Origin of the sequence: Psychrobacter sp. T6-4 (assembly GCF_052258425.1) — a bacterium.
Classification (GTDB): domain Bacteria; phylum Pseudomonadota; class Gammaproteobacteria; order Pseudomonadales; family Moraxellaceae; genus Psychrobacter.
Window position 1 is genome coordinate 1 of record NZ_JBQQEZ010000004.1, and the last position, 26320, is coordinate 26320.

Below are 26320 nucleotides of genomic sequence, written 5' to 3' on the forward strand. Positions count from 1 at the left end.
GTATGTCCTTCTCCGTAGTATGCTATGACTTTGATCTTAAAGTCTAGATCGTAACGCATAAAATAACCCCCAAAAGTGGTGTCCAACTTATGGGGGTCAGTTCACACTTAGATACGGGGTTTTTCTTTATAAAAATATTTTAGAGCAAATATTAAGTCAACTGAGCAACATTAATTTTATCCGCTTCTTCAGTGTACTCTTCCATACGGTCGAAGTTCATGTACTGATACACTTCCTCGCCCATACTGTTGAGCATGCCAGCGTATTGCTGGTACTCATCGTTAGTTGGCAATTTACCAAGTACCGCGGCCACTGCAGCAAGCTCTGCAGAGGCTAGGTATACATCAGCGCCTTGACCTAGACGGTTCGGGAAGTTACGGGTAGAAGTCGATACCGCAGTAGAGTTCGGTGCGATACGTGCTTGGTTACCCATACATAATGAACAGCCAGGCATTTCAGTACGAGCGCCCGCTTGAGCGTAAATGTTGTAATACCCTTCTTCCATCAATTGACGTGCATCCATCTTAGTAGGTGGCGCAATCCATAGACGAGTTTTGAGGCTACCTGCTGGTACGTCTTGTAGCAGTTTACCCGCAGCGCGGAAATGACCGATGTTGGTCATGCATGAACCAATGAATACTTCATCAATGGTATCACCAGCAACGTCAGCCAAGGTTTTTGCATCGTCTGGATCGTTCGGGCAGCAAAGAATCGGCTCTTTAATCGTGCTCATATCAATAGTCATATCGATAGCGTATTCTGCATCTTCGTCAGCACGCATGAGGCTTGGGTTCGCCAACCACTCTTGCATTTGCTCGATACGACGGCTGATAGTACGCGCATCGCCATAGCCCTCACTAATCATCCACTTAAGTAGCGTGATGTTTGAGTTCAGGTACTCAGTCACTGACTCTTCAGACAAGGTGATAGTACAACCAGCAGCGCTACGCTCAGCTGAGGCATCAGATAGCTCAAACGCTTGCTCAGCCGTTAGGTCTTCTAAGCCTTCGATTTCAAGAATACGACCGTTAAACTCGTTGATTTTGCCTTTCTTATCGACAGTCAAGTAACCTTCTTTAATCGCTTGATAAGGAATCGCATGAACTAAGTCACGTAGAGTGATACCAGGCTGACGCTCACCGACGAAACGAACACGGACAGATTCAGGCATATCGAGTGGCATCACACCAGTCGCGGCAGCAAATGCAACCAGACCAGAACCGGCTGGGAACGAGATACCCATTGGGAAACGAGTATGCGAGTCACCACCAGTACCAACGGTATCTGGAAGTAGCATACGGTTCAACCAGCTATGAATGATACCATCGCCCGGACGTAAGCTGACGCCGCCGCGGTTCATGATGAAATCCGGTAGTGTGTGCTGAGTCTCAACGTCAACTGGCTTTGGATAAGCCGCTGTATGACAGAATGACTGCATGACTAGGTCTGCTTGGAAGCCCAGACATGCCAAATCTTTTAGCTCATCACGCGTCATCGGACCAGTAGTATCCTGACTACCAACTGTAGTCATCTTCGGCTCACAATACATGCCTGGACGTACGCCTTGCAGGCCACAAGCTTTACCAACCATTTTTTGTGCAAGCGTGAAGCCTTTACCAGTATCGGCTGGTTCTTCTGGCTTAGCGAATACGTCTGAATGACCAAGACCCATGTACTCACGAGCACGGTTAGTCAGGCCACGACCAACGATTAATGGAATACGGCCACCAGCACGAACTTCATCAAGAAGTGTCGGTGAATTTAGCTTGAACGTTGACAATACTTCGTCAGAGTCATGTTTAGTGATTTTGCCTTCGTACGGATAGATGTCAAACACGTCACCCATGTTTAGGTTATCAACTGCTACTTTTTCGATTGGCAATGCGCCAGAATCTTCCATAGTGTTAAAGAAGATAGGAGCGATGTTGTTACCTAATACCAGGCCGCCACCACGTTTGTTTGGCACGTTCGGGATGTCTTCACCCATCAGCCACAGTACCGAGTTGGTTGCAGACTTACGGCTAGAGCCCGTACCAACGACGTCACCAACATAAGCGAGTGGATGGCCTTTTTGCTTCAATTCTTCGATCTGCTTCATTGGGCCAACAACGCCCTCTTCGTCAGCAGTGATGCCGTCGCGAGAGTTTTTGTGCATGGCTAATGAATGCAATGGAATGTCAGGGCGGCTCCACGCATCTTGCGCTGGTGACAAGTCATCGGTGTTGGTTTCGCCAGTCACTTTAAACGTTGTGTAAGTCGATTTCTGTGGTACCTCGGCACGGCCCGTGAACCATTCGGCATCAGCCCAAGACTGAACGACTTCTTTGGCAATGTCATTACCCGCTTCGGCTTTTTCAGTGACGTCATTGAACGCGTCAAATACGAGTAAAGTTTTCTTAAGCGCGGTCGCCGCGTCTTGAGCAACCTCTTCATCATCTAGTGCCGCAACTAATGGCTGTACGTTGTAGCCACCTTGCATAGTACCTAGGATTTCAACGGCTTTTTGCTTACTGATAAGTGGTGATGATGCTTCACCTTTTAAGATAGCAGCTAAAAATGCAGCTTTTACGTAGGCCGCTTGGTCAACGCCAGCTGGGATACGGTTCTCTAGCAAGTTCATTAGGAACTCATCTTCGCCTGCTGGTGGGTTTTTTAGAATCTCTACCAATTGAGCAACTTGTTTTTCGCTAAGCGGTAGTGGTACCGTTCCTAGCTCAGCACGCTCTGCGACATGTTTACGATAAGCTTCTAACATATAGGTCTTCCTTGTCAGTTGGAGTGAGCACACGGCGTGGGTAGTCAGTGTGACTGCCTGCATTCGTGTGCAATTTTGGATAAGGGTGATTTTGAGTGACTATATTATTGAATAATAAGCGGAGTAATTATTCCTGCTAATATAGCCTAAAACGACTAAAAAGTTAATGGCTCAGCCAACAAAAGACCTCATACGATAGCGATATTGAACATTTATTATAAAAATGGTCTCATCATTGAACGAATTGAACCTGTATTAAACAGATTTTAGTTATTTGTTATACTGTTTTTAAATAGTTAAGCGCTTATATATTTAGAAGTTTACTTCGACATCTAGAGCAAATCGAAACTTTACCGCTGCAATAGGACAAATCATGAACAACAAAGATAAGTCAGATAATTATAACAATGGTCTCAAAGTACGTACTGAAGTCATGGGAGAAGTGCATGTAAAGCGCTCGTTAGAAGCGGCGACAGATTTTACCCAGCCGCTACAGGACTGGATCGTCGAGCACGCTTGGGGTACAACGTGGCAAGATGAGTCCGTCCTACCTCGCAAATACCGCTCACTCATTACGATAGGTTTTTTGATTGCACAAAAGAGCCCAAACGAGCTAAAAGGTCATATCCGCGGCGCGATTAATAACGGCGCAAGTGTTGCCGAGATTCAAGAAGTGCTCATGCACAGTCTGCCTTACTGCGGCGCGCCCGCCACCCAAGAAGCCTTTCGCGCGGCTATTGAAGTATTTAGCGATTTGGGCATAGATATCGATAATTTAAACCACAACAAGCTATAGAGTAAAGGGTTGAATAATAAAACCTGAGCGCAATATCTGCTATAATAAAGGCACTTACAAAGCATGCCGATAATTCCATAAACCCTTATCCTATCAAGGGTTAAGAGATCATTGATTATGACAAATGCCGTTCAAAGTTATGTCCCTGCTGCCAAAGCCAAACCCAAAAAAGCGGTGCAAGGCGAAAAATTGCGTGGCTACGATAAAGTTGCCCGTATCCCAATTAAAGTAATCCCGACAGTCGAGGCCAAAAAAAAGCCAGATTGGATTCGGGTTAAGATGTCGTCACCTAGCGAGGTGGCACGTATCAAAGCCACACTGCGCGAGCAAAAGCTTTATACCGTCTGTGAAGAAGCTGCTTGCCCTAACCTACCCCAGTGCTTCGCTGATGGTACGGCGACCTTTATGATTATGGGTGATATCTGTACCCGTCGCTGCCCATTCTGCGACGTCGGACACGGTCGTCCGAACGAGCTAGATAAAGACGAGCCGCGTCATACCGCTGAGACGATTTTAGGCCTAGGTCTTAAATATGCGGTCATTACCTCTGTCGATCGTGATGATCTCAAAGATGGCGGCGCGGCGCATTTCGTTGAAGTGCTCAATGAATCAAGAGCGCTTAGCCCGAATTGCTTAATTGAAATACTCGTACCAGATTTCCGTGGTCGCATGGAAGTGGCTTTAGATTTGTTGACACAAACACCGCCAGATGTCTTTAACCACAACATCGAAACCGTGCCCCGTCTATACAAAGCCTTCCGTCCCGGTTCTGACTATCAGCATTCACTAGACTTGCTCAAGTTGTATAAAGAGCGTCGCCCTGATATCGCTACCAAGTGCGGGTTTATGGTTGGTCTTGGTGAGACAGAAGAAGAGGTCTATGCGCTACTCGATGATCTAAAGGCGCATGATGTCGATATGATAACGGTTGGTCAGTACTTGCAGCCAAGTAAAAACCATGCACCAGTCGATCGTTATGTGCATCCAGACGAGTTCCAACGCTATATGGACTATGGCAAAAAAATTGGCTTCTTTAGTATTTGGGCCGGTCCCATGGTACGCTCAAGCTACTTTGCCGATCGTCAATATTATGGTGAGGATTGTCCAGCACCTATCCGTAGCAAAAAGGCGCTTGAGGCTGAGGGTAAATTGGGCTGCTAGCTAGTAATCAGATAAGCTAGTGATTAAAAGAGATCTACTTAGGTCTCTTTTTTTATTGTCAAAGCGCTTTTACCACCTTTGTGCAAAGCAGCTACATTCACAGGCCATAATAGTGTTATATTTTGAAGCAATAATAAACTGCCTACCGAAAAAGGATCACCTTATGAGCCAAGCATTTACACCGCAAGAAGGCTCTTGCTCTTGTTATAGTAATACTTATACGATAAATCATGCTCCTATCGGCCGCTTTATCTGTCATTGCACCATTTGCCAAGAATATACGGGTAAAGCCTACAATGATGTGACAGTTTTATTTAAGTCAGATCTTAGCGAATTAGATATTAACAAAACCCGTTTTCGCCGTTGGAAATTACCGCCAAATATCAACCGTGGACTTTGCAAACGCTGTCATAAACCAAGTGTTGAGAAGGCGATGGGCGGCGCGCTTATGCTAGTGCCAACCGACAACTATCCTAATGTCGATGCCCTGCTTGATCCGACGATGCATCTATTCTATGATAGCCGAGTAGAAGATATAGAAGACGATTTACCCAAGTATACAGGCTTTGCACAAAGTCAGACGATGATTGTTAAAGCACTGGCTCAGGGTGTGTTTCAGAGAGTTACTAAACGCTAGCAGTATCTGTTCAAAAATTAGTTATCTGTCTTATTGAGTTTTTTAGTTAAATACTTATTGTTAAACATCTGGAAACGTTCTATGACTTCAAAAGAAGAAGACACTGTAAAACACTCGGCTGACATCGCTATCATTGGCGGCAGCGGTCTATATCAAATGGCAGACTTGACTAACCAGCGTAGCGTCAGCATCTCGACGCCTTATGGCAAGCCATCCGATGATATTGTCTTAGGTGAATTAAATGGCGTGACCGTTGCTTTTTTGACACGTCATGGTCAAGGGCATAAGTTTACACCGTCAAAAGTGCCTTATCGCGCTAATATCTATGCGCTGAAGACTTTAGGGGTACGCTACATCATTTCAGTATCAGCGGTCGGCTCATTGCAAGAAACTCTTAAACCGTTAGATATGGTCGTCCCTGATCAGATGATCGATATGACTAAGCATCGTGCTAGTACTTATTTTGGTACAGGCGCAGTTGCTCACGTTTCGATGGCTGATCCTTTATGCGTTAAAGTTGCTGATATTTTGACTCGTGCTTATGACATAGCAAAGATATCTGAGGGTGAGTGTCATCCAAAAGCGACTTACGTTTGTATCGAAGGGCCGCAATTTTCTACTCGTGCTGAGTCGCAGTGGTATCGCCAAATGAACGCTGATATTATCGGCATGACTAACATGCCAGAAGCTAAGCTGGCGCGTGAAGCTAGCATCGCTTATGCTACGCTTGCGCTAGTCACCGATTTTGACTCTTGGCATCCTTTTGAGGCAGACGTTAGTGCCGATTATGCGATTCAGAACCTGATGAAAAACGCGGATAATGCGCAGCAAGTTATCAAAGAGGCCGTCACCCTACTCGCAAGCGAGCAGCCTGACTCTATTGCTCATAATGCGCTAGCACAAGCACTAGTGACGCCGGTGGACGCTATGAGCAATGAGGTAAAAGCAAAGATTAGCGCGCTATTGCCTAAATAGTATCAATCGCTATTGCGTAAAAAAGCCATCAAATTATTTGATGGCTTTTGCATTTCAAATCATCAGAAATTAATCGTTATTTAGCTTATATAGTCGAATCCAAATAAATTAGATATGTAGCTATCAAGTCGCTCAATCAAAATTTGTTTTTCTTGCGTGCTGTGCCTACGCCGCTCGATGCTGCAAAAAATAAACTTTCATCTCGCTGCATCGTTTTTATATTGAATTACCTATAACCATCAAGCCAACCTTTAGGCAGATACTGTAAATCCTCTGGCTCATCGATATCATGCAAAGTATCTAGTTTTGTAAGTGACCATCCTAAGTCACGTATGCGCTGCTGGGTAATACAGGCAACGCTTGCGGTACTCCATTCAATGTTTGAAAACAAGCTAGCATCAGCTTGTTTAAAACCAAACAGCACATATCCACCATCTGAGGCTGGAATCATCACGCTATTTGAGTTGTCTAACTGCTGCGCGGCATCTTGAATCACTGCCGCTGTCAAACTGGGACAATCGCTTCCTATCAACAACACCTTTTTAGACTTTGCCAAAGCTTGCGTACTAGCCGTATACATACGCTCTCCCAAATCACCATCGACTTGTGCTGACCACATTAATGACTCAGGCAAACCTAGCGTCTGCCAGCACGGATCATTAGGAGGTGGACTGACACATAGTTCAACGCTAAAGCCCGTTGCTAGCGCTTGACTAATACTATGTAATAGCAATTGCCGCGCCATAATTGCCGCGCCTGCAACTCCAAGCGCAGGTTGCAAGCGTGTTTTTGCCATGCCGCGAGCGGGAAACTTAGCAAAGAGAATAATACAAGTGGATCGTTTTTGATTCATGGTGAACGTTTATTCTTTTATTGGTAATACCGCTGCCAGATATTATCAGCGGATACGCCGCGCCAATAATCAAAGCGCAGCTGCCACATCAGAACTATCGTGCGCCAAGTGCCGTGCTGCTCCCAGCGCCGTGCTGAGGTAATGACTTTGCTTTTTAAGCAAACAGGTTTGCCGATAGATTTTAAGCGTTTGCTGATCTCGACATCTTCCATCAAGGCTTGATTGGGATAGCCTCCAATTTGCTCAAACAACTCTCGTTTAATAAAAATAGCTTGATCGCCAGTGGCAATACTAGTCAACCGCGAGCGATAGTTAATCATTTTACTGACTAGCTTTAGCGTCCAATCAGGACTGTCTAGACGTACATCAAAACGACCCCATCCTTTAACTTGGATAGCAGTGGTTATATCAGTAACAGCTTGAGTCGGCAACTTAGTATCAGCATGCAAAAATAGTAGTATGTCGCCTGTCGCTAAGGACGCGCCTTTGTTCATCTGCCGCGCGCGACCTGCTTGTGACTTAATCACTTGCCAGTCGATACCTGATTGATTATCGTTTTTTAAATCTGCAATAAACTTTTGAGCCAATACCAAAGAGTCATCATGTGAGCCGCCATCAACCAAGATAATTTGTTGCGGTAATGGGTTTAGCCTAGCGATATGAGTAAACAAGTGAGGCAGATTATTTGCCTCATTGAGTATAGGAACGATAATGGAAACCGTGGACATGCTATCTCACTACTTCTTATTTAGATTCCAATTATAATTGGTATAACTGATCTTGGTCTTGCCACTTTTTAAGTCAGCAGTTTGTGATTTATTAAGTCCGAGCGGTGAGCTATAACGCGCCAAAAACCCTTCTAAATCTTTGGTGCCGCGCCAATTGCTCTCAAAGTCTTCTTTATACCACTTAAATATGGGTGAGACCTCAAGTGTGCTGCCCTTGAGACGGTTACGACTGCTATCGGCCAAAAATTTACTGGTGACCTGCTCTAATTGTTTATCGAGTTTACTGCCCTTGTAGGCATCATCTAATAATGCAGGACAGCCAATACTTGCGCAGTTGACTGCAAAATGTATACGCGGTTCATTATAGCGCCCAGAGCCACGAATGAGATTGTGCTCAATATCATCGAGCGAGCGCTTTTTACCCAGTACGTTGACGAAGTCTTGTTTCCAAGGAGAGCCAAATATACCGCCGATATCCTTGATAGATTTTAGATTAGGGTATTTCGTTAGCACGAGATCTACGGTACCCGCATTATAGACATTAATCAAAAATGCCAATTGCTCATCCTTGCTCCAGCGGTTAAATTCGGATTGACTGACCTTAGCCGTTGCTGCCAAATAGCCATCAAGCTTGCTTTGGTCAGCTTTCATGCCGTTGTAATTAACGACAGATGCTTTGCCCCCGTTGGTCATAGTGACGTTTTTATTTAATAAGCTATCCCAGCTGCTATGGTTAAAATCAGCATAAGCAGCGCCAGATAACACTAGGCTAGCGCCAATAATGGCTTTTATCGTTAAAGCTTTAGAAAATGGAGTTTTAGTTATAAGCATGAGATGAGCTCCGTTAGTGCTAATAATAGCTAATAGTGTAGTGATAAGTATTTTAGTAAAAGTGCTTAGAACCAGCTCTAAGCCGCACTTACCTTTTCGTCTTCTAAAGCGCCGCCGCAACTACTACCTTGTCCTGCTGTGCAGCCGTAACAATGATCACCGATAGCGATATCGTCACCAGTAGGATTTTGGGTGAGTAAGTCGCGCAAATGCTGGCGTGATTTATTGGGTACAGGCATCTCTAACTGTTGATTAAAGTCACAATCAAATAACTCGCCGAGCCAATTAACACTAATGGTCGAGCGACACATAACCTCTTTGAGATTTTGCGCATCATAGTTATCTTTGAGTAGATCCATATAAGAATGGAACTCGTTTTTGGCAAGAAGGACGGCGCCAAAGCGCTGAATGGGCATGTTGGTTAGGGCGAACAATTGATTAAATTCGATATCGAAGTGTTCTTTGAGCTCACGTTTATAGTCCGCCTCTAGCATCTGCTGATTGGGCGGCAAAGTGGCGCCTTGTGGATTATAAACTAAGTTCAAAGTCAAACCTGAATCCATCCGTCCATAACCTAAAGCATTAAGCTTATGTAGCCCTAAAATACTGTCATCAAACGCGCCTTTGCCGCGCTGTTTATCGACGTTCTCAAGCGAATAGCACGGCAGTGAGGCGACTACTTCGACGTCATTATCCGCCAAGAACTGCGCCATATCCTCATAACCCTCTTCCATCAAGATCGTCAAATTACAGCGATCAATGACTTTAACGCCAAGCTTACGAGCCTCGACGACTAAGTATTTAAAGTCGTCATGCATCTCAGGTGCGCCGCCTGTGAGATCAAGCGTGTCCATATTTTGTGCTTGTAGAACCTCTAATATCAGCTCAACTAACTCACGTGACATCATCTCAGTACGATAAGGGCTTGCAGCCACGTGGCAGTGCACACAAGACATATTACATAGATAGCCCATGTTCACTTGTAGTGTCGTAAGCTTACGCCGTTTGATTGCTGGAAAGTCTGTATGTTCAAGCAGCTCAATAGTTGATTTCATAGCGTATGACCTTTGAGTGATGACAGTTGTGATTTTTAAAATATTTTAATTATAGAGTGGCACATCTTATCTATAGATGTTTTTTCTCTACACATATAGTCAGTTCAGTATAAAAAATGATACAGCGGGACTGGGATGAATTTTTCACAGCCTCTGTCTGCGTAGACACAGCAAGCCAGAAAAATTTATACCAGTTTGGCGTTATTAAGTAACGTATCCATTTTGTTTCGTATTGACTATACAAGCAGAATATATGAAAACTTTAAAGATAAATAGTATTTTTGAGTGATAACTCATTTATTATTACACTATTTAATTTTTCTATTGTGACGCAGGGTGATAGTCCGTGTAACTTAATAATTGATATATATAAACTATTGTTTTATAAATCAATTTTTTTAGTGTCATCCTCATAGAATCTTATTTATATGAGTCGACAAAACGCTTGTCGATATAGCGTTTGACGTACCAAATCCAGTGACCTTGTAGACTATAACTGCCCCAGCTACCGATAGCGTATTTGTCGCCGCAGGATAGCAAATACAAAGTACGCGAGCGCGGTTTATACGTTTTTAGGGACTCATCAGCTAAGTACGCCATTAGATTATCAGCCTCTATCGCGCCGCCATGTACTGCATGTACGCCCGAATGCGCCATATCCGTATCGGTACGGCTGGCGACATCACCTACCGCAAACACATTGGCATGTGATCTGCTTTGTTGTACTGAATTCACAGCAATAAAGCCTTTATCCACTGTTTCAAGAGTGGTACTCTGCGTCCACGCCGCTCCCATCACGCCAGTTGCGGCAATGACGCTATTGATAGGCATAGACTTGGTTTCGATGACGAGTTCGCCGCCTACGTAATCTTGCGCGCGCTCATAAATGATTGGGATATCCAAACGCTCAAGCTGCTTGATCACGCGCTGAGTGAATTTGGTATCGAACCCTGATAGCAAATCATGCCCGCAGATCAGATAGACTTGATGATTGGGATTAATCGCTTGTAGGGCAACTTTTGCTGCCATAACGATCTCGGTCGCCGCCGCTCCTGCGCCAACGATAGCCAATTGGTAATGATTTCGTTGCCGCGCGTCTGCTAGGATGTCCTCCCATGCTTGCACAAAATGATGGAGTGGCCGTATAGGAATGACACTATTATTTGGGGTGTCGGCTTTAGGCATCTGATCAAAAGAGTCTTGATTCAAAGGCAATTGGGCGCGTACAAGCCAGCTCAAATCAGTATCCGCTCCTGTATTGAGTGACAGCACATCATAACTGTGATGACCCTCATCAGCCGTTCCCACATTTTGCGCGTCAGCATCTACGCTGGTAATCGCGCTCTTGATGAGGTTGACACCTGCCTGCTTGCATAAAGATAAGACATCGATACTAATATCAGACAGGCTATAATGTCCTGCCATCCAGCCAGGTAACATGCCAGAATACAGACTTTGCGACTGCTCGCTAATCATCGCTATATTTAAATGATCAGGGCGTTTGGTACGCAAACGGCGTAGCAGACCAATATGAGCATGACCGCCTCCTGCTAAGAGTAGTTTTTTTATAGGTAATTTTTTCATAATGATAAAAGCACTTTTACGATAAACAATGATAGATAGTAATTACTTCATAGATGCGCTAGTAAAGCATAAATAGGCGCGCTACTGAGTGAGTCTACTGTAAGATAACGACATAAATAGGTTTGACCACACATAGCTTTGTCGTTAAATTAGTTTTAGCATACGCCTATACCTTAGTATTAGCCGACTTAGTCATTTTGGATAGCAACCCTTTAACCGCAAAAGCAGATAACATTCGTGGTAAGAACCATCAAAGGCGCTCAAGCTAATTATGATCATGCAAAGCCTAGTTCCAACCTACAATAAGCTGACAAGAACACTATATTATTCACTCAATCTATCAAGGAATCTTTATGAGTACGACTGGACAAATCACCTCATCGGACAATAGCCATTATCTGCATCACACCTTTTTTGAGCCGAGCGATAATAGTACCAAAATCACAGCAACACTGCTTATCGTACATGGTATGTGTGAGCATAGCGCGCGCTATAGCGACTTTGCGCAGTTCTTGGCAGATCAGGGTATTGCAGTTGCCACTTACGATCAGCTTGGTCACGGCAAAACGGTCAAGTCGCCAGATGAGTTGGGGTTTTTCGGTGAGGAGCATCCGGTTCAATCGCTACTCAAAGACGTCATCGTTATGGCAGATAACCTAAAAGAGCGTCATCCTGAGGTACCGCATTTCGTTATGGGTCACTCGATGGGCTCATTTATCATCCGTAATGTACTCAAGCACCACGCGCATGATTTTTCAGGGGCGATCCTTATGGGAACTGCTGACGCTAACCCCTTGACTAAAGTTCTGCTACCTATTAACAAACTACTCGCAAAAGCGGCGCCGAAAAAGCCCAACCCTATATTTGCAAAAGTGATGAACAAAGTTCTTAATAGTCAATTAAATAATCGCATATCCTCCTCGCCTTTTGCTTGGATTAGCGAAAATCCTGACAATATCGCCGCGTATGAAGCTGATCCGCTTACTGGTTTTGACTTTACCAATAATGGCTTTTTGACCTTGTTTAGCTTGATGGATACTGGTCTGCGCAAAACTTGGGCGACTACTATTAGCAAAGACTTTCCGATGCTATTTGTCAGTGGTCAAAACGATCCTATCGGCGATATGGGTAGCGGCGTCAATAACGTTGTTCGTCATCTAAAAAAGCAAAAATTTACTCAAGTAGACATCCAACTCTACCCCAATATGCGCCATGAGCCATTAAATGAGCAAGACAACCAAACCGTTTATCAAGATATCTTGGCATGGATAGAGCGTCATACGTCAGATGCCTAATGTTTTAGGCGCTTATGCTGAACTTATTTGCTAAAAGCTGCTAAATTGGCGACAATACAGCAGGCAAAATTTTATTTACTAAGCCGTTTTTATTTAATTTTTAGGGATTTTTATGTCATTACAACAAACTATCGAACAAGCCTTTGAAAACCGTAACGAGTACAGCCCAGCGACCATGCCACAGGACGTGCGCGATGCTATTGAGCAAGTGCTTGAGCAATTAGACAATGGCAGCTTGCGCGTGGCTGAAAAAAAGGATGGCGAATGGGTCGTCAATCAGTGGGCAAAAAAGGCAGTACTGCTCTCGTTTCGCTTAAACGACAATTATGTGCAAGCAGCGGGCGATCATATCCAGTTCTATGACAAAGTCCCAACCAAATTTGCTGATTGGAGTGAGGAGCAGTTTAAAGAAGCAGGCGTACGCGTCGTACCACCAGCAGTCGCTCGCAAGGGCTCGTATATCGCAGCAGGCGCGGTACTGATGCCGTCATACGTCAACATTGGCGCTTATGTCGATCAAGGTGCGATGGTAGATACATGGGCGACGGTTGGATCCTGCGCACAAATCGGTAAAAACGTCCACCTATCAGGCGGCGTAGGTATCGGCGGCGTGCTTGAGCCACTACAAGCCAACCCGACCATCATTGAAGATAACTGCTTTATCGGCGCGCGCTCTGAGATCGTTGAAGGCGTCATTGTAGAAGAAGGCGCGGTCATCTCTATGGGTGTCTATATCGGTCAATCCACCAAGATTTATGATCGTGAAACGGGCGAGATTCATCGTGGTCGCGTGCCAGCAGGCTCAGTCGTTGTGCCAGGCAGCTTGCCTTCTGAGTGTGGCAAATATAGTCTATACGCTGCTATTATCGTCAAAAAGGTCGATGCGCAAACTCGTGCTAAAACAGCAGTTAATGAGCTGCTTCGTTTAGATTAATCATGACACTTTAAGTAGTAGCCGCTGACGACTACTTAAGCATAAAGAAGATGCGAAGGGCGACCTTTAGCATCTTCTTTTTAGTTTTACAGCATCCTTTAATAGCGCCGCTTACGTTATAATTCTCTTAATTTACCATTAAACACATTAGATAATCTTATGACTGAGACCCTACTCCGCAACTCATCGATACCTGTCACTGACCCCGAAGCCGGTCTACGCCTGACTGAGATCTTTTATTCCTTGCAAGGTGAAGCCATCACCTCAGGCTTGCCGACGATATTTGTACGCTTAACGGGCTGTCCGCTCAGATGTGTCTACTGTGATACTGAATATGCGTTTACAGGAGGCGTACGTCAGTCGCTTGAGGCTATCATTGATACGATCAAAAGCTACCCTTGCACCCGTATTTGTCTTACAGGTGGTGAGCCGCTCGCGCAGCCCAATGCTATTGAGCTGATGAAGCGCTTATTGAGTCAAGGCTACGAGATATCACTTGAGACCGCGGGCGCATTGAGTGTCAAGGACGTACCGACAGCAGTGAGCAAAGTTATGGATCTTAAAACCCCAAGCTCAGGCGAGGTGGATAAGAATCTATGGTCAAACCTAAACCACTTAACCGCGCATGATCAGATCAAGTTTGTGATTATGAACCGCACTGATTATGACTGGGCAAAGACCAAACTCATTGAGTATCAACTTAACGAATTGGTCGGTACCGTCTGGTTCTCTCCGATGTTTAATGTTGCAGACGATGTCAATGAAGACCTCAGCCCCGAGGTGCCAGTGCTCGCCCGCGAGCTTGCCGAGTGGATGCTCGCTGATGCCTTACCCGTTCGCTTTCAGTTGCAACTGCACAAGATTATTTGGGCGGATGCTAAAGGCAAATAGCGCTTCTATTACTGAACTGAGTATAGACAAACAAGCTTAGGTAAAGGATGTGAGATGGTCAAACTGATTTTACTAGGCTTATTGGCGGGCGCGTTTTTTAGCTCAACTTTCATCTTAAATGAGCTGATGAGTGATGCTGGTGGTCATTGGTTTTGGTCAGCGAGCCTACGCTACGTATTCATGTGGCTCATTATCACCTCCATTATTGTTCTGCAATTTGGTTTTGGACGTATTAAAGCGCTTGGCGTTTTATTTATTGAGCACTGGGGCTTTTGGTGTATCACAGGCAGTATCGGTTTTGGTGTCTTTTACACTGGCATCTGCTACGCCGCGGATCACGTCGCCGGCTGGGTAGTCGCTGCGACCTTTATGTTTACAGTTGTGACCAGTTTATTGGTGCTGCTCGCCTTTGGTCAACGCTTTGATAGGAAATTTATCATTTATGCCTTGCTGGTGTTTATCGGCGTAGTACTGGTCAATGTCAGCGAAGGTTTGCGTGCTTCTACCGTATCAGATATCAATATGGCTGAGATGCTTCTGCTGGGCGCATTGCCTGCCCTCCTAGCCGCCTTTTGTTATCCCATTGGTAATCAGCTCGTCTGGCAAGTGTCGTTTAATTCTAAGAGCATTAATTCTAAGAGCATCAATGCCAAAAGCATCAAGGCTAAGAATAGCAACGTTAAAAAAGACGAGGCGAAACAAGGTAGTGCTGATGATACAGTACCAACGTTAGCCGCTAGACCTGCTTTTGATGATGTCATATCAGGCGCAGATATGATTACAGAGGATGTTTGTGCTCACTCACTCGCGGCGCATCCTACTGTGCTCCAAGGCTTAATTGCTCGTATTCCAACGATTGAGACTACGCTTCTACAAAACGCCTTTAATAAAGTATGGCTGATGACGCTTGGGAGTTTGCCATTTTGGCTCGCTTTAGGCATTATAGTGCGTCCCAAATTACCCGATACCTCGCAGCTGTTTAATACTCTATTAGTGGCTTTATTGGCAGGGGTCGCGGCAACGACTATATTTTTGTATGCTCGTGATCAAGCCGTGACCTCCAGCGAAGTGGCTGGCGTCGACTCAACGCAGGCAAGCGAAGTGATATTTGCCTTGATAGGTGGTATCTTGCTGCTAGGTAATGCGCTGCCATCAGTGATGGGATTAGTAGGTATCGGATTGATTGTTGTTGGGCTGATATTATTTGCAAAGGATGGTTAGCGCCCTGCATTGTCAAAGTTTTTAGCGTAAACCCTTGATTTGAAACATGGTATGCACTCTTATTTTTAATACTCCACACGTCAACAACTGGCAATATCACTATGGTTAATGATTTAATTTTCCCCGATATTTTATTGTATTTGTTAGATATGGTTGGGGTCATTGCCTGCGCCATTGCTGGAACTTTACTGGCGCAGCACAAGGGTTTTGATATTGCTGGCTGTATCTTGGTGTCGATGGTCAACGCTATCGGCGGCGGTACTTTAAGAGATATGGCATTGGATCGACATCCGCTGTTTTGGATGACGGATTTGACCTATGTCATTGTGATTACCATGACCTCCCTTATTTTGCAGATATTTTTTCATTTGTATCACAAGATCGATAATGCTCTCAAACTCTTTGATGCTATTGGTCTGGCCGCTTTTAGCGTGATTGGGTTTAAGGTGGCGTTAAACATGGACGCATCACCCTTTATTGCAGTAATGATGGGCGTATGGACAGCGATTCTTGGCGGGTTGCTACGTGATATTATCTGTAATGAGATACCGCTGGTATTGCAGCGTGAGATTTATATTACCGCCAGCGTCATAGGTTCAGTGACTTATCTGTGCCTTCAGTACCTAGGGATCAGCGCGGGTATTAACGAATTTATTATGCTTCTGGTTATCTTTGGGGTACGTATGTTTGCCTTAAAGTTCGACTGGCATCTACCTTCTATCCGCTTGGTCAAGTGACAAGTAAAACGCTTTGCATATTAAAATGATTAAAAATGAGAGTCGCTCATGCTAACTATTGCCCTAGACACGGCAGTGATAACCACTTTTGATCCGCGCTCTTTGCTGTATTTATTCGATATGATCGGTATCGTCGCTTGTAGTATTTCAGGGACGATACTGGCTAAGCACAAAAATTTCGATGTCTTTGGCTGTTTGCTAGTCTCTATCGTCACGGCAATCGGCGGCGGTACAGTACGCGATGTTATCTTAGATCGTCACCCGCTGTTTTGGATGGTCGATATGAGCTACTTGACCGTCATTACTATCTCATCACTGGTTATGCAGATTTTCTTTCACCCAAACTCCGTACGAGTCGATAAGTTCCTCAAACTCTCTGACACTATTGGTCTATCTGCCTTTACCTTAATCGGTATCAAGGTCGCGGATAGCATGGGCGCCAATGTCCCTGTAGCGCTACTGCTCGGCGTCATCACGATCATCGTCGGCGGTATCATCCGCGATATGATCTGCAATGAGATTCCGCTGGTGTTGCAGCAAGAGATTTATATCTCCGCCGCTTTAACAGGCGGTATGCTCTATTTTGCGCTGCGTAACTTAGGGTTTAGCGATTGGATCACTGATATCGTTACGATGGCGACTATCTTTACGCTACGAATGCTAGCGATTCGCTTTGATTGGCAATTTCCAACGCTTGAGTGGCGATACTAAAAAGCGCCAACTTCGCATGACGTTGACGCTTTTATGTGTATTGGTTTGATAAGTGTAGCTGTATTTTGACAAGCTATGCCACTATAGCCAAATCTCTAACCATCAACTGCAAGCTTTGCTTAGAGTTCCATTCATTAATATCCAACTGAAACAGCAGGTGCACTTTTTGCGCGCGGTAATCCCACACCTCGTTATCGAAGTTAAAATAAATCGCCTCAATAGGATATTGCACATCAGGATAACGCAGAGATAGCTTTAGGTGCTTATCTTTTAGTATCTTAAAACTAAGCACCTCAAAGACACCGTCGAATATCGGCGGCGCAAAGCCATGACCCCAAATACTGGCATTGGCTAAATGCTCAGCGAATCCTAAGCTAAAGTCGCAAGCCTGCAAAGGCCCATCGGTAAATTTTTGCTCAGCAAATACCTCATCCTCTAATTGTGCCATGACCGCATCAAAAGCATTGACAAAGCCTTCAAAATTGCGTCGTTTTAGAGTCAAACCTGCCGCCATGGCATGCCCGCCAAAATGGCTAATCAGATTAGGATGCTGCTCAGCTACTTGCTCAATAGCATCACGGATATGCACGCCAGCAATAGAGCGCGCTGAACCTTTAATAGGATCATCATCACCCGTACGTTCTGTATTGGCGGGCGCAAAGACGATGCTAGGACGGTAATGGCTCTCTTTTAGCCGCCCTGCGACGATACCGATAACGCCTTGATGCCAGTCATCTTTATATAAAATGATACTACGGCTCGCCTTAGTTTTTGCACCGTCATTGGTTTCTGTGTTGCGAGCACTCTCTTTATGTGTGCGATCACGGCAGATGGTATCGTCATCATTATCATCTACTGCCTCATCATCGCCATTGTCGGTAATCAAGGTTTGCACGATAGTATCCGCTTGCGCGCGCATCTCGCCTTCGACTTGACGGCGCGTGCGATTGAGCTGTTCAAGCTCATGAGCCAAGCGCTGCGCGGTACTCCAATCCTCAGTCAGCAGGCAGTCAATACCGATACGCATGTTATCCATGCGACCGGCGGCATTGATACGTGGCCCTAATACAAAACCAAAGTCCTGCGCTTGCATCTGCTTGGGATCGCGCCCTGCTTGTTCAAGAAGCGCCAATATTCCAAGGCTACAGCGCCCTTGGCGAATCGCAGTAAGCCCATGATGTACGAGCGTGCGATTGTTTTTATCGAGTACGCCGACATCAGCGATAGTGCCAAGCGCGACTAGATCTAAATATTGACTGACTTGCACAGTAGACTTGCCTGCCGCGCGGCGCAATTTCGCCAAGCGTCCTAGGACATAGAACGCTACGCCGACGCCGACAAGTGCTTTACTAGCAAAGTTACAATCTATCTGATTAGGATTGACCACAGCTTCAGCAGGCGGCACGGTCTTGGTGGTTAGATGATGATCGGTTATGATAACGATGATACCGTCAGCTTGCGCGCGCGCCACGCCTTCATGACTAGAGATGCCGTTATCAACGGTCACAATCATATCAGGATGATACGTCTGAATACCCAACTCGACAATCTCAGGCGTCAGCCCATAACCGTACTTGAAGCGATCAGGCACGATAAAATCAACGACCGCGCCCATAGCGCTCAGCGCCCGCACCATAAGCGCGGTACTGGTTGCGCCATCACAATCAAAGTCGCCAACGATAAGGATGCGTAAACCCTCATCAATAGCTTTATCTAAGAGACGAACGGCTTGACTAACACCATGCAAATGCTCTGCTGGCAGTAGACCCGAAAGGCCAGTCTCTAGCTCATCAGGCGCAGTGATACCGCGACCTGCGTATAGTCTGGCTAGAGTAAAAGAGTGAGCAGCAAGTGGCTGCAGTGCGGCGGGTAGCTCGTCGATGCGAGTACCCGTATAACGGGGAGTTAAATTTAGCATGAGCGTATTCTACTGGCTTTTATAAAGGGTCACAATGATAATTATAGATATCGCTCTAGTGCTGTGACTTTAACTAATTGGTATTACCGTAAATGAGATAGACCTAAAATAGGTCATTGTATTTACAAAAACTGTGCAATCTTAAGCCAATATTCTGCATTTCGCTACAAAGCTATAATGGTATAACGCTCATAATTGACTACACTGTTAGGCAGCAAATTACTTCTATATATGTATTAATAATTGTGTAACTTAAAAGGATATTTTATGAAAACGACGCCAAAACCTGAAAAACTTCCTAATACCATTGACCCAAATTTAGATTTAGAACAAATCAAAAAAGACTGCTATAAATTGGTCAAAAAACGCGCTAAATATTCAGCTGGCGTGGCAGTCATACCAGTGCCTTTTTTTGACGTAGCTGTTGATGCAGGTATGCTCACTCAGCTCATTCCAGAGATTAGCGAACGTTTTGGTCTCATTGAAGGCCGTCAGTCAGCAGTTGATCTTGAGTCGCGTGAGATTCATTGGAAAGCCCTAAAAGATCGTACAGTAGACTTTGCAGGTCTTATGGCTACGCGTGGTATCGTTAAAAAGACCATTCAGGGTTTTGGTGGTCGAATTGCTGCTAAGCAAGTTACCAAGTTTATTCCATTAGGTGGTCAATTGGTTGCCGCGACTATGGGCTATACTATTTTCAAAAAAATCGCTACCGATCATGTCGATGAGTGCTATAAGTTAGCAAAAGACATTCAGTCAAAGCAGCATAGTAAAAATGTCTAGAGACTACTAAGTACAACTATCTTATTATCTGTCAAAACCAGCTTGGACCTTATGTCTTAGCTGGTTTTTTGTTTGTTGCGAGCGGCAATTGATTACTAATTAGCGCTATACTGAGCGCTCATGTCTATTTGAACCCAAAAGCAATGAATCAGACGCTTATCCATTACTTTTTGCATTTTGGTCTGCCGCTACCCATAGCTTACGTATTCTTCCGTAAAGACTACAAACGCGTCTATTTAATTTTGCTTGCTACTATGCTCGTTGATTTAGACCATTTACTAGCCACGCCAATATTTTCGCCTAATCGCTGTAGTATCAACTTTCATCCTCTCCATACTTACTACGCTATGATCGTCTACTTGGCGATGTTATTCATGAGTAGACCTTTTAGGATAATTGGACTCGGACTCATACTACATATGATAACTGATTTAAATGACTGCGTGCTCACCTACTTAAAGTGTCCTGAATGTCTAAATAATGCATCTACTGTTGATTTAGTAATAAAGATAAGCGATGTTTTTAAGTATTAGAGCCGCACTTTTAGTCATAAGATCAGTTATTATGCGCTAGTGCTTATTTATTAATACCTAAAGGATACTGTTATGAAAAAACTATTACTGTCAGCTACGATGCTTACAGCTTTTGCACTTGCAGGCTGTACCACAACGGGTGGAACCAACAATTCAGGTGACGCTATAGGAGCAGCTAATGAGATCGGCATGAACGTATTCAAAGCCGCTATCGACAATCAGTGCCGCAGTCAAATCGAGAGTCAAAAGACGTGGCAGATTGCGAGTGCCGCTATGACCGAGGCTCAAGAAGAAGCGGTCAAATCTCGAGTATGTGGCTGCGTTAGCGAACAAGCCCCGCAGCAAGTAACTATCGTTGAGCTAGGTAATGCCGCTATTGATGCAAGCTACCGCACGCAGCTAGTCGCACGAGTGGTCGCAAAGTCACTACAAAGCTGCTATGGCAGTATCGTTACGCCATAAGCCGCTAGTCAAGATACTATTAAAATATACAAAACTAAAAAAGCACCCTATACGTCAATTTAGCGTATGGGGTGCTTTTTAGGTAATATGACTGAGATTGCGCCAGTAAAGTTTAGATATGATTTTGAGTTATTGGTTCAGGCTGCATAGCAACGGGTAATACTCTACTGCGCCGAAAGTACTTTGAGCTGGTATTAATAATATCATTAACGCCCTCAACCAAATCTTCGATAACATCATCATAAATACCATGATGCAATTCAGTATCAAAAGCGGTAAAAGGATGCTTACGCGCAGCCGCTCTTACGTCAGTAATGCCCTCTTTGGTATAGAATATATTGACACTACCATCGCTATTTAATACGCAAACCAGATCGCCTTCATCGACGACGATATCCATACGTTCAGGTATAAAGATGTAATCATCAACATCTAGTAATTCTTTTTCTACGCCTTTTTTAAACAGTGCTGCGACATCCATAATAATGCTCCAAATGACTACTAAAATCTCTTAACTGGTTTGATAACTATTCATTAAAATCTAGTACTTACTTATTAGTACTTGTCGTTCTCGCTTATCAAGTCAGTGTCACCTAAAGCGGCAGTCATAGGTAACACTTTATTCATGCGAAAGTACTTAGAATGACTATTGATAATCTCATTGACACCATCGATCAAATCTTCGATGACATCGTCATAAATACCATGATGGAGCTCGGTATCAAAATCGGTAAAAGGATGCTTGCGTGCAGCAGCTCTCACGTCAGTGATACCTTCTTTGCTATAAAAAATATTGACTGAACCATCGCTATTAAGCACACAGTTCAGGTTGCCCTCATCTACCACCATATCAATGCGCTCAGGCGTAAAAATATAATCATCTACATCAAGTAGTTGTTTTTCTACTCCCTTTTTGAATAACGATGTAACGTCCATTATAGTTATATCCTTATGGGTTAAAATTTATAAATTTAATAAGCTTAAGTAGCTCTAAAAGGTACTTATTAAGCCTATAAGAGAAACTGAAAAATTTTAAGATGTGATGTGTAAAGGTACGTTTATGGTTGGTAAGGAATAAATTCTATATAAGCTAGTAAACCCTTAAAAATAGCCCATTTAAAATTCGACTAAGCATCTCTATATGGCCATTTTCAAACTTAAAAATCCCAGTAGAATTTTCGTATTATTTTAAACTTACAATTTATCTTAAATTCCATATAGTCATTTGATTTGAACAAATAGTAAGGAAATAATTTATTTTAGAAAATTATTCATGTATTATTAAATTTACAATTAAATGACCAAACAAATGTAAAGAAAATATGTATAAATACTCTATCTTATTACTTCTCACATTTTCTACTTTTTCATTCAATGTTAATGCAAATGATACTTTCATTGAGAAGGCTGCTGTTGAATACTCTAAAAGCTATAATGTTACGATACAGGAGGCGACTTACAGATTAAAAATCATGGCTGATCAAGAAGAAATTATCCGCCTAATAAAAGGAAAATTTGGAGATGACATTGCAGGAATATATTTTGATAACGAGGGTAACGAATTCAAACTTGTAGTTCGCACCTCTAAGAAAGGACGATTAGAAAAAGATGTTCTAGCCTTATCTAATCAACTTTCAGCAAGATATAAGCTACCTATAGATGTTGTTGCCAATTCTCCTAGAAACTTTAAGTCAATTGAAAATATTTTGCAAAATCAAAGTTCAAGATTAATGAGAAGTATCGAAGGTATACAAGGTTTAGGTTATAACCCAAGAAAAGATATAATCTCCATTTATGTGTATGAACCTGATGATTCAAAAAAACAGTCTTGGTTGAACAACCAGCAATTAAGTAAATTATCAGGAATGGAAACAGAGATAGTATTCGATGATGGTCCTGTCAAAACAACAAGCCTTATCGGTGGGGGATTCTTGGAGACATCACCAGTTAGCTCTTCTTATCCGAACAAGCCTATGTGTACAGCTGGCTTTCCAGCCACAAAGAATGGTGTAGCTGGCGTCATCGCAGCTGCCCATTGTGGAACGCTCAATAAGGAACTTGGCACAAAATCACGTTATGTCGGTCGAAATAATGAGATACACCAGCTAACCTTGACAGGATACGATACAAATCCTGATTCTGGTAAATATCATGATCTTGCATTTTTTGAGACAAATGATAAAACAGTAAAAGCGTTGCCATACTATTATCCAGATATCAGTAGCTATACAGAAGAAGCTTATCCCTATAGAAGCGCCCAAGTTGACACATATTTATGTCATTACGGTCGGACAACGGGGACTTCTTGTGGCAATGTAATAGATGTTGCCTATGCGAATTTTAATAATTCGGCATCTGGTGGCGCCAATAAAGGATGCGCATCATCTTTACCTTGTGGCAATACTTTTGTTAGGATTGAACGTAAGGGACTGAATTGTTTAGTAGGAGATAGTGGGGGACCAGTTTATGGCTCTGTGCCATATGGAATAGCAAGTTCATGCGTAGTAAGCAATAGCGGCAATGCTGCTCTAATGTACTCACCTCTAAGGTTTGTTCATTATACGGGTGCTCAGTTATTAACTACTCCATATTAAGATTTAGTAAAAGGATATTGCCCAATGACTAAAACAATATACGTTATAGTGGTGTTATTTGCTTCAACATTATTGACCACAGGCTACCAAACCACGAGTGTACCTAGTGCTTATAGCGAAACTGAACTAGGAGCTGGTTTATTTTTTAGCTATCCTCCTCGAGATCCTCAAATACCTGTAATAGCTTCTGCAACATCTGCAACATTATTGTATCAAGATGGCTGTCTACTGGCTTATAATGGTACTTATATAATGAACCCGATATTTGAACATGGCACTACAACCTTCGATTTAAATAATCATGCGTTAACTGTAGATGGTAAAGTCTTTCAAATTGGAGATATAATAGAGGGCGGTGGCACTGTAGGAGAAATATTAAAGTCTGATGAAGCTTCTTTTTTCGTTACCAAACCTTTAAATAGATGCATACAAGAAAACATCATTTATTTTTTCAGTGTAGATAAATAAACACAGGTTTGGGCACAGGGTGCGCCCCGATTAAAACACCTAAAGCAGATGCGCTTTTAGCTCTAGCACTTTGTCACGGGTTTTTGCGGCGTCCTCAAACTTGAGATCACGAGAGAACTGCTTCATAAGTTTCTCTAGGCGCTTGATCTCTTTGGCGAGCAGATCAGGACTGCGTAAAATACTGATATCAACATCTGGCAGATTGCTCTTGACCGGAATCGCTTGATTGTCGTTAGCGTCCAGATCATCACCCGTATCGATCTTGTCCGTGATACTGCGGCGCGCGCCCCTTGGCGTAATGTTGTGCTCAAGGTTAAATGCCACTTGCTTTTCGCGGCGACGGTCGGTCTCATCTATCGCCTTTTGCATACTTGGCGTGATGCGATCGGCATAGAGTATGGCCTTGCCGTTTAAGTGACGCGCGGCGCGACCAATGGTCTGAATCAGCGCGCGCTCTGAGCGCAAAAAGCCCTCTTTATCGGCATCAAATATCGCCACCAGTGACACCTCGGGCATATCTAGACCCTCACGCAAGAGGTTAATGCCGACCAAAACATCATGCACGCCTGTACGCAGTTCGTGAATGATTTGCATACGCTCAACGGTATCAATGTCTGAGTGCAGATAGGCGACTTTGACATCGTATTCTTTAAGATAACTGGTCAAATCCTCGGACATACGCTTGGTCAAAGTGGTAATCAGCACACGCTCATCAAGTTCGCGGCGCTTGGTAATCTCAGATAACACATCATCGACTTGGGTCAGCACGGGACGTATCTCAATCTCAGGATCAATAAGTCCCGTTGGACGCACGACCTGCTCGACCACTTGCTCGCTGTGCTCATACTCATACAGTGCAGGCGTCGCACTCACATAAATAGTCTTGGGTTTGATACGCTCCCACTCTTCAAACTTCATAGGTCGATTGTTCATCGCACTAGGCAGACGAAAGCCGTAATTGACCAAGTTCTCTTTACGCGAGCGATCGCCTTTATACATTGCTCCAATTTGCGAGACGGTAACGTGCGACTCATCGATAAACAGCAGCGCATCCTCTGGAATATAATCAAACAGTGTTGGCGGCGCCTCACCCCACGGACGACCAGAGAGATGATGTGAGTAGTTCTCGATACCGTTACAGTAGCCGAGCTGTTGTATCATCTCAAGATCATACTGGGTACGCTCTTTAAGACGCTGCGCTTCAATCAGTTTGTTATTATCGCGAAAATACTCAAGGCGCGGCTCAAGCTCTTCGCGAATAGTGATACTAGCCGCATCCAACTTATTACGCGGGGTGACGTAATGTGACTTAGGATAGATAGTAATACGCGGCACGCTACGCACGGTCTTACCCGTTAGCGGATCAAACCAAGTAATTTTTTCAACTTCATTATCAAACAGATGCACGCGTACTGCCAATTGCTCAGACTCAGCTGGATAAATATCAAGTAGCTCACCACGCAAGCGGTACGTACCACGCCCAAAGTCCAGCTCGTTACGAGTATATTGCATCTCAACCAAACGCTTGATCGTTGCGGTGCGATCTATTTTGTCACCGACAACAATGTGGAGCAGCATCTTAAGATAACTCTCAGGATCACCCAGACCATAAATACAAGAGACCGAAGCGACGATGATTGCATCACGGCGCTCAAGCAGCGCGCGGGTGGCTGACAGGCGCATCTGATCGATATGATCATTGATAGCACTGTCTTTTTCGATAAAGGTATCGGATGCCGCGACGTAGGCTTCAGGCTGATAGTAATCGTAATAACTGACGAAGTATTCAACGGCGTTGTTCGGGAAAAACGATTTGAACTCACCATATAGCTGCGCCGCCAGCGTCTTGTTATGCGCCATAATGATCGTTGGGCGCTGACACTCGGATATGACCTTTGCCATAGTGTAAGTTTTACCTGAGCCTGTCACGCCAAGTAACAGTTGCTCATCCATACCACTATTAATCCCTTTGACGAGCTTATCGATGGCTTGCGGCTGATCGCCTGCAGGCTCAAAGTCAGTCACCATCTCAAAGGCGCGACTCGATATTTGCGTTCCAGACGCATTGACACCAACAATTTCAGCTTCGCCTTGTAACTGAGAGGCCAATTGATTTAACTGACGCGACGAGCGCGGTTCAGGCATACGCATAAGAACTGTCTTATTCAATAGGTTTATAACATTATGGGGTTTTAGCACTATTTTTAAAGGCTATTTACACCAAGTCTTACTTAGCAAAAAGAGCTAAAACAACGTGTTATTTGTGCTAAGTATTCAGAAGTCGTTTATTGAAGGTTACTTAGTAAGCGCTGTTTGATTGATTTGTAGACGAATAGAGGATAGACGTATTGATTCACCCCCTCTATATCGATCAAGATTTGGGTATAAAACTTACACG

The 26320-nt window shown here is 44.0% G+C and carries 25 protein-coding genes; 15 read left to right on the forward strand and 10 right to left on the reverse strand.

Annotated features, from left to right (window positions below):
• Positions 1-151 precede the first annotated feature (151 nt).
• Positions 152-2755, reverse strand: a complete 2604-nt coding sequence (acnB, locus tag ACTXGE_RS03810; protein WP_443541952.1) for a bifunctional aconitate hydratase 2/2-methylisocitrate dehydratase — start codon at positions 2753-2755, stop codon at positions 152-154.
• A gap of 373 nt (positions 2756-3128) precedes the next feature.
• Here acnB and ACTXGE_RS03815 point away from each other — a divergent pair, with 373 nt between their 5' ends.
• From ACTXGE_RS03815 to mtnP, 4 genes are all read left to right on the forward strand, one after another.
• Positions 3129-3551 (forward strand): carboxymuconolactone decarboxylase family protein, encoded by a 423-nt coding sequence (locus tag ACTXGE_RS03815; protein WP_443541953.1) that lies wholly within the window; start codon positions 3129-3131, stop codon positions 3549-3551.
• A 117-nt stretch (positions 3552-3668) separates the two neighbouring features.
• A complete protein-coding gene (gene lipA / locus ACTXGE_RS03820) occupies positions 3669-4712 on the forward strand; it encodes a lipoyl synthase (protein ID WP_443541955.1) in 1044 nt (347 codons plus the stop codon).
• Positions 4713-4875: 163 nt separating this feature from the next.
• On the forward strand, positions 4876-5349 hold the full coding sequence (locus ACTXGE_RS03825; protein ID WP_443541957.1) for a GFA family protein: 474 nt from the start codon (positions 4876-4878) through the stop codon (positions 5347-5349).
• Positions 5350-5430: 81 nt separating this feature from the next.
• Positions 5431-6324 (forward strand): S-methyl-5'-thioadenosine phosphorylase, encoded by an 894-nt coding sequence (gene mtnP, locus ACTXGE_RS03830; RefSeq protein ID WP_443541959.1) that lies wholly within the window; start codon positions 5431-5433, stop codon positions 6322-6324.
• Between the two features lie 226 nt (positions 6325-6550).
• Here the strand turns inward: mtnP and ACTXGE_RS03835 are convergent, their stop codons facing one another.
• The 5 genes from ACTXGE_RS03835 to ACTXGE_RS03855 form a co-directional block, all read right to left on the reverse strand.
• Complete coding sequence (locus ACTXGE_RS03835; RefSeq protein WP_443541961.1) at positions 6551-7177, reverse strand: TIGR04282 family arsenosugar biosynthesis glycosyltransferase; 627 nt, start codon at positions 7175-7177, stop codon at positions 6551-6553.
• Positions 7178-7194: 17 nt separating this feature from the next.
• Entirely contained in the window at positions 7195-7905 is a 711-nt protein-coding gene (locus ACTXGE_RS03840) for a TIGR04283 family arsenosugar biosynthesis glycosyltransferase (RefSeq protein WP_443541963.1), read from the reverse strand.
• Positions 7906-7914: 9 nt separating this feature from the next.
• Positions 7915-8736 carry a DUF547 domain-containing protein gene (locus ACTXGE_RS03845; protein ID WP_443541965.1) on the reverse strand — a complete coding sequence of 274 codons (822 nt, stop codon included), beginning with the start codon at positions 8734-8736 and terminating at the stop codon, positions 7915-7917.
• Positions 8737-8813: 77 nt separating this feature from the next.
• Positions 8814-9791, reverse strand: a complete 978-nt coding sequence (arsS, locus tag ACTXGE_RS03850) for an arsenosugar biosynthesis radical SAM (seleno)protein ArsS (protein WP_443541967.1) — start codon at positions 9789-9791, stop codon at positions 8814-8816.
• A 420-nt stretch (positions 9792-10211) separates the two neighbouring features.
• The gene (locus ACTXGE_RS03855; RefSeq protein WP_443541969.1) at positions 10212-11375 is read right to left on the reverse strand and encodes an FAD-dependent oxidoreductase; all 1164 of its coding nucleotides are present in this window, start codon (positions 11373-11375) and stop codon (positions 10212-10214) included.
• A 353-nt stretch (positions 11376-11728) separates the two neighbouring features.
• Between ACTXGE_RS03855 and ACTXGE_RS03860 the strand changes: the two genes are divergently transcribed.
• The 6 genes from ACTXGE_RS03860 (at position 11729) to ACTXGE_RS03885 (ending at position 17164) form a co-directional block, all read left to right on the forward strand.
• A complete protein-coding gene (locus tag ACTXGE_RS03860) occupies positions 11729-12670 on the forward strand; it encodes an alpha/beta fold hydrolase (protein ID WP_443541971.1) in 942 nt (313 codons plus the stop codon).
• A gap of 112 nt (positions 12671-12782) precedes the next feature.
• Entirely contained in the window at positions 12783-13604 is an 822-nt protein-coding gene (gene dapD / locus ACTXGE_RS03865) for a 2,3,4,5-tetrahydropyridine-2,6-dicarboxylate N-succinyltransferase (RefSeq protein WP_443541973.1), read from the forward strand.
• Positions 13605-13763: 159 nt separating this feature from the next.
• Positions 13764-14495 (forward strand): 7-carboxy-7-deazaguanine synthase QueE, encoded by a 732-nt coding sequence (gene queE / locus ACTXGE_RS03870; protein WP_443541975.1) that lies wholly within the window; start codon positions 13764-13766, stop codon positions 14493-14495.
• A gap of 54 nt (positions 14496-14549) precedes the next feature.
• A complete protein-coding gene (locus ACTXGE_RS03875; protein WP_435949306.1) occupies positions 14550-15716 on the forward strand; it encodes a multidrug resistance efflux transporter family protein in 1167 nt (388 codons plus the stop codon).
• 101 nt (positions 15717-15817) lie between these two features.
• A complete protein-coding gene (locus tag ACTXGE_RS03880) occupies positions 15818-16453 on the forward strand; it encodes a trimeric intracellular cation channel family protein (RefSeq protein ID WP_435949307.1) in 636 nt (211 codons plus the stop codon).
• Positions 16454-16501: 48 nt separating this feature from the next.
• Complete coding sequence (locus ACTXGE_RS03885) at positions 16502-17164, forward strand: trimeric intracellular cation channel family protein (protein WP_435949309.1); 663 nt, start codon at positions 16502-16504, stop codon at positions 17162-17164.
• A gap of 73 nt (positions 17165-17237) precedes the next feature.
• Here ACTXGE_RS03885 and recJ read toward each other — a convergent pair whose 3' ends face one another.
• Positions 17238-19082 carry a single-stranded-DNA-specific exonuclease RecJ gene (gene recJ / locus ACTXGE_RS03890; protein ID WP_443541978.1) on the reverse strand — a complete coding sequence of 615 codons (1845 nt, stop codon included), beginning with the start codon at positions 19080-19082 and terminating at the stop codon, positions 17238-17240.
• Positions 19083-19349: 267 nt separating this feature from the next.
• Here recJ and ACTXGE_RS03895 point away from each other — a divergent pair, with 267 nt between their 5' ends.
• From ACTXGE_RS03895 to ACTXGE_RS03905, 3 genes are all read left to right on the forward strand, one after another.
• Complete coding sequence (locus ACTXGE_RS03895) at positions 19350-19865, forward strand: hypothetical protein (protein ID WP_443541980.1); 516 nt, start codon at positions 19350-19352, stop codon at positions 19863-19865.
• Between the two features lie 143 nt (positions 19866-20008).
• Positions 20009-20398, forward strand: a complete 390-nt coding sequence (locus ACTXGE_RS03900) for a DUF6122 family protein (RefSeq protein ID WP_443560277.1) — start codon at positions 20009-20011, stop codon at positions 20396-20398.
• A gap of 72 nt (positions 20399-20470) precedes the next feature.
• Positions 20471-20860: a hypothetical protein gene (locus ACTXGE_RS03905; protein WP_443541982.1), complete on the forward strand. Its 390-nt coding sequence runs from the start codon at positions 20471-20473 to the stop codon at positions 20858-20860.
• Between the two features lie 112 nt (positions 20861-20972).
• On the opposite strand, the gene ACTXGE_RS03910 is transcribed toward ACTXGE_RS03905, so the two are convergent.
• Together ACTXGE_RS03910 and ACTXGE_RS03915 are read right to left on the reverse strand one after the other, a co-directional pair.
• A complete protein-coding gene (locus tag ACTXGE_RS03910; protein ID WP_435949314.1) occupies positions 20973-21341 on the reverse strand; it encodes a hypothetical protein in 369 nt (122 codons plus the stop codon).
• Positions 21342-21415: 74 nt separating this feature from the next.
• Complete coding sequence (locus ACTXGE_RS03915; RefSeq protein ID WP_317198604.1) at positions 21416-21796, reverse strand: hypothetical protein; 381 nt, start codon at positions 21794-21796, stop codon at positions 21416-21418.
• A gap of 386 nt (positions 21797-22182) precedes the next feature.
• Here ACTXGE_RS03915 and ACTXGE_RS03920 point away from each other — a divergent pair, with 386 nt between their 5' ends.
• Together ACTXGE_RS03920 and ACTXGE_RS03925 are read left to right on the forward strand one after the other, a co-directional pair.
• The gene (locus ACTXGE_RS03920) at positions 22183-23454 is read left to right on the forward strand and encodes a chymotrypsin family serine protease (protein WP_443560275.1); all 1272 of its coding nucleotides are present in this window, start codon (positions 22183-22185) and stop codon (positions 23452-23454) included.
• A 24-nt stretch (positions 23455-23478) separates the two neighbouring features.
• Positions 23479-23922, forward strand: a complete 444-nt coding sequence (locus ACTXGE_RS03925) for a hypothetical protein (RefSeq protein ID WP_443541986.1) — start codon at positions 23479-23481, stop codon at positions 23920-23922.
• A 39-nt stretch (positions 23923-23961) separates the two neighbouring features.
• On the opposite strand, the gene uvrB is transcribed toward ACTXGE_RS03925, so the two are convergent.
• Positions 23962-26073 (reverse strand): excinuclease ABC subunit UvrB, encoded by a 2112-nt coding sequence (gene uvrB / locus ACTXGE_RS03930; protein WP_435949316.1) that lies wholly within the window; start codon positions 26071-26073, stop codon positions 23962-23964.
• Between the last annotated feature and the right edge of the window lie 247 nt (positions 26074-26320).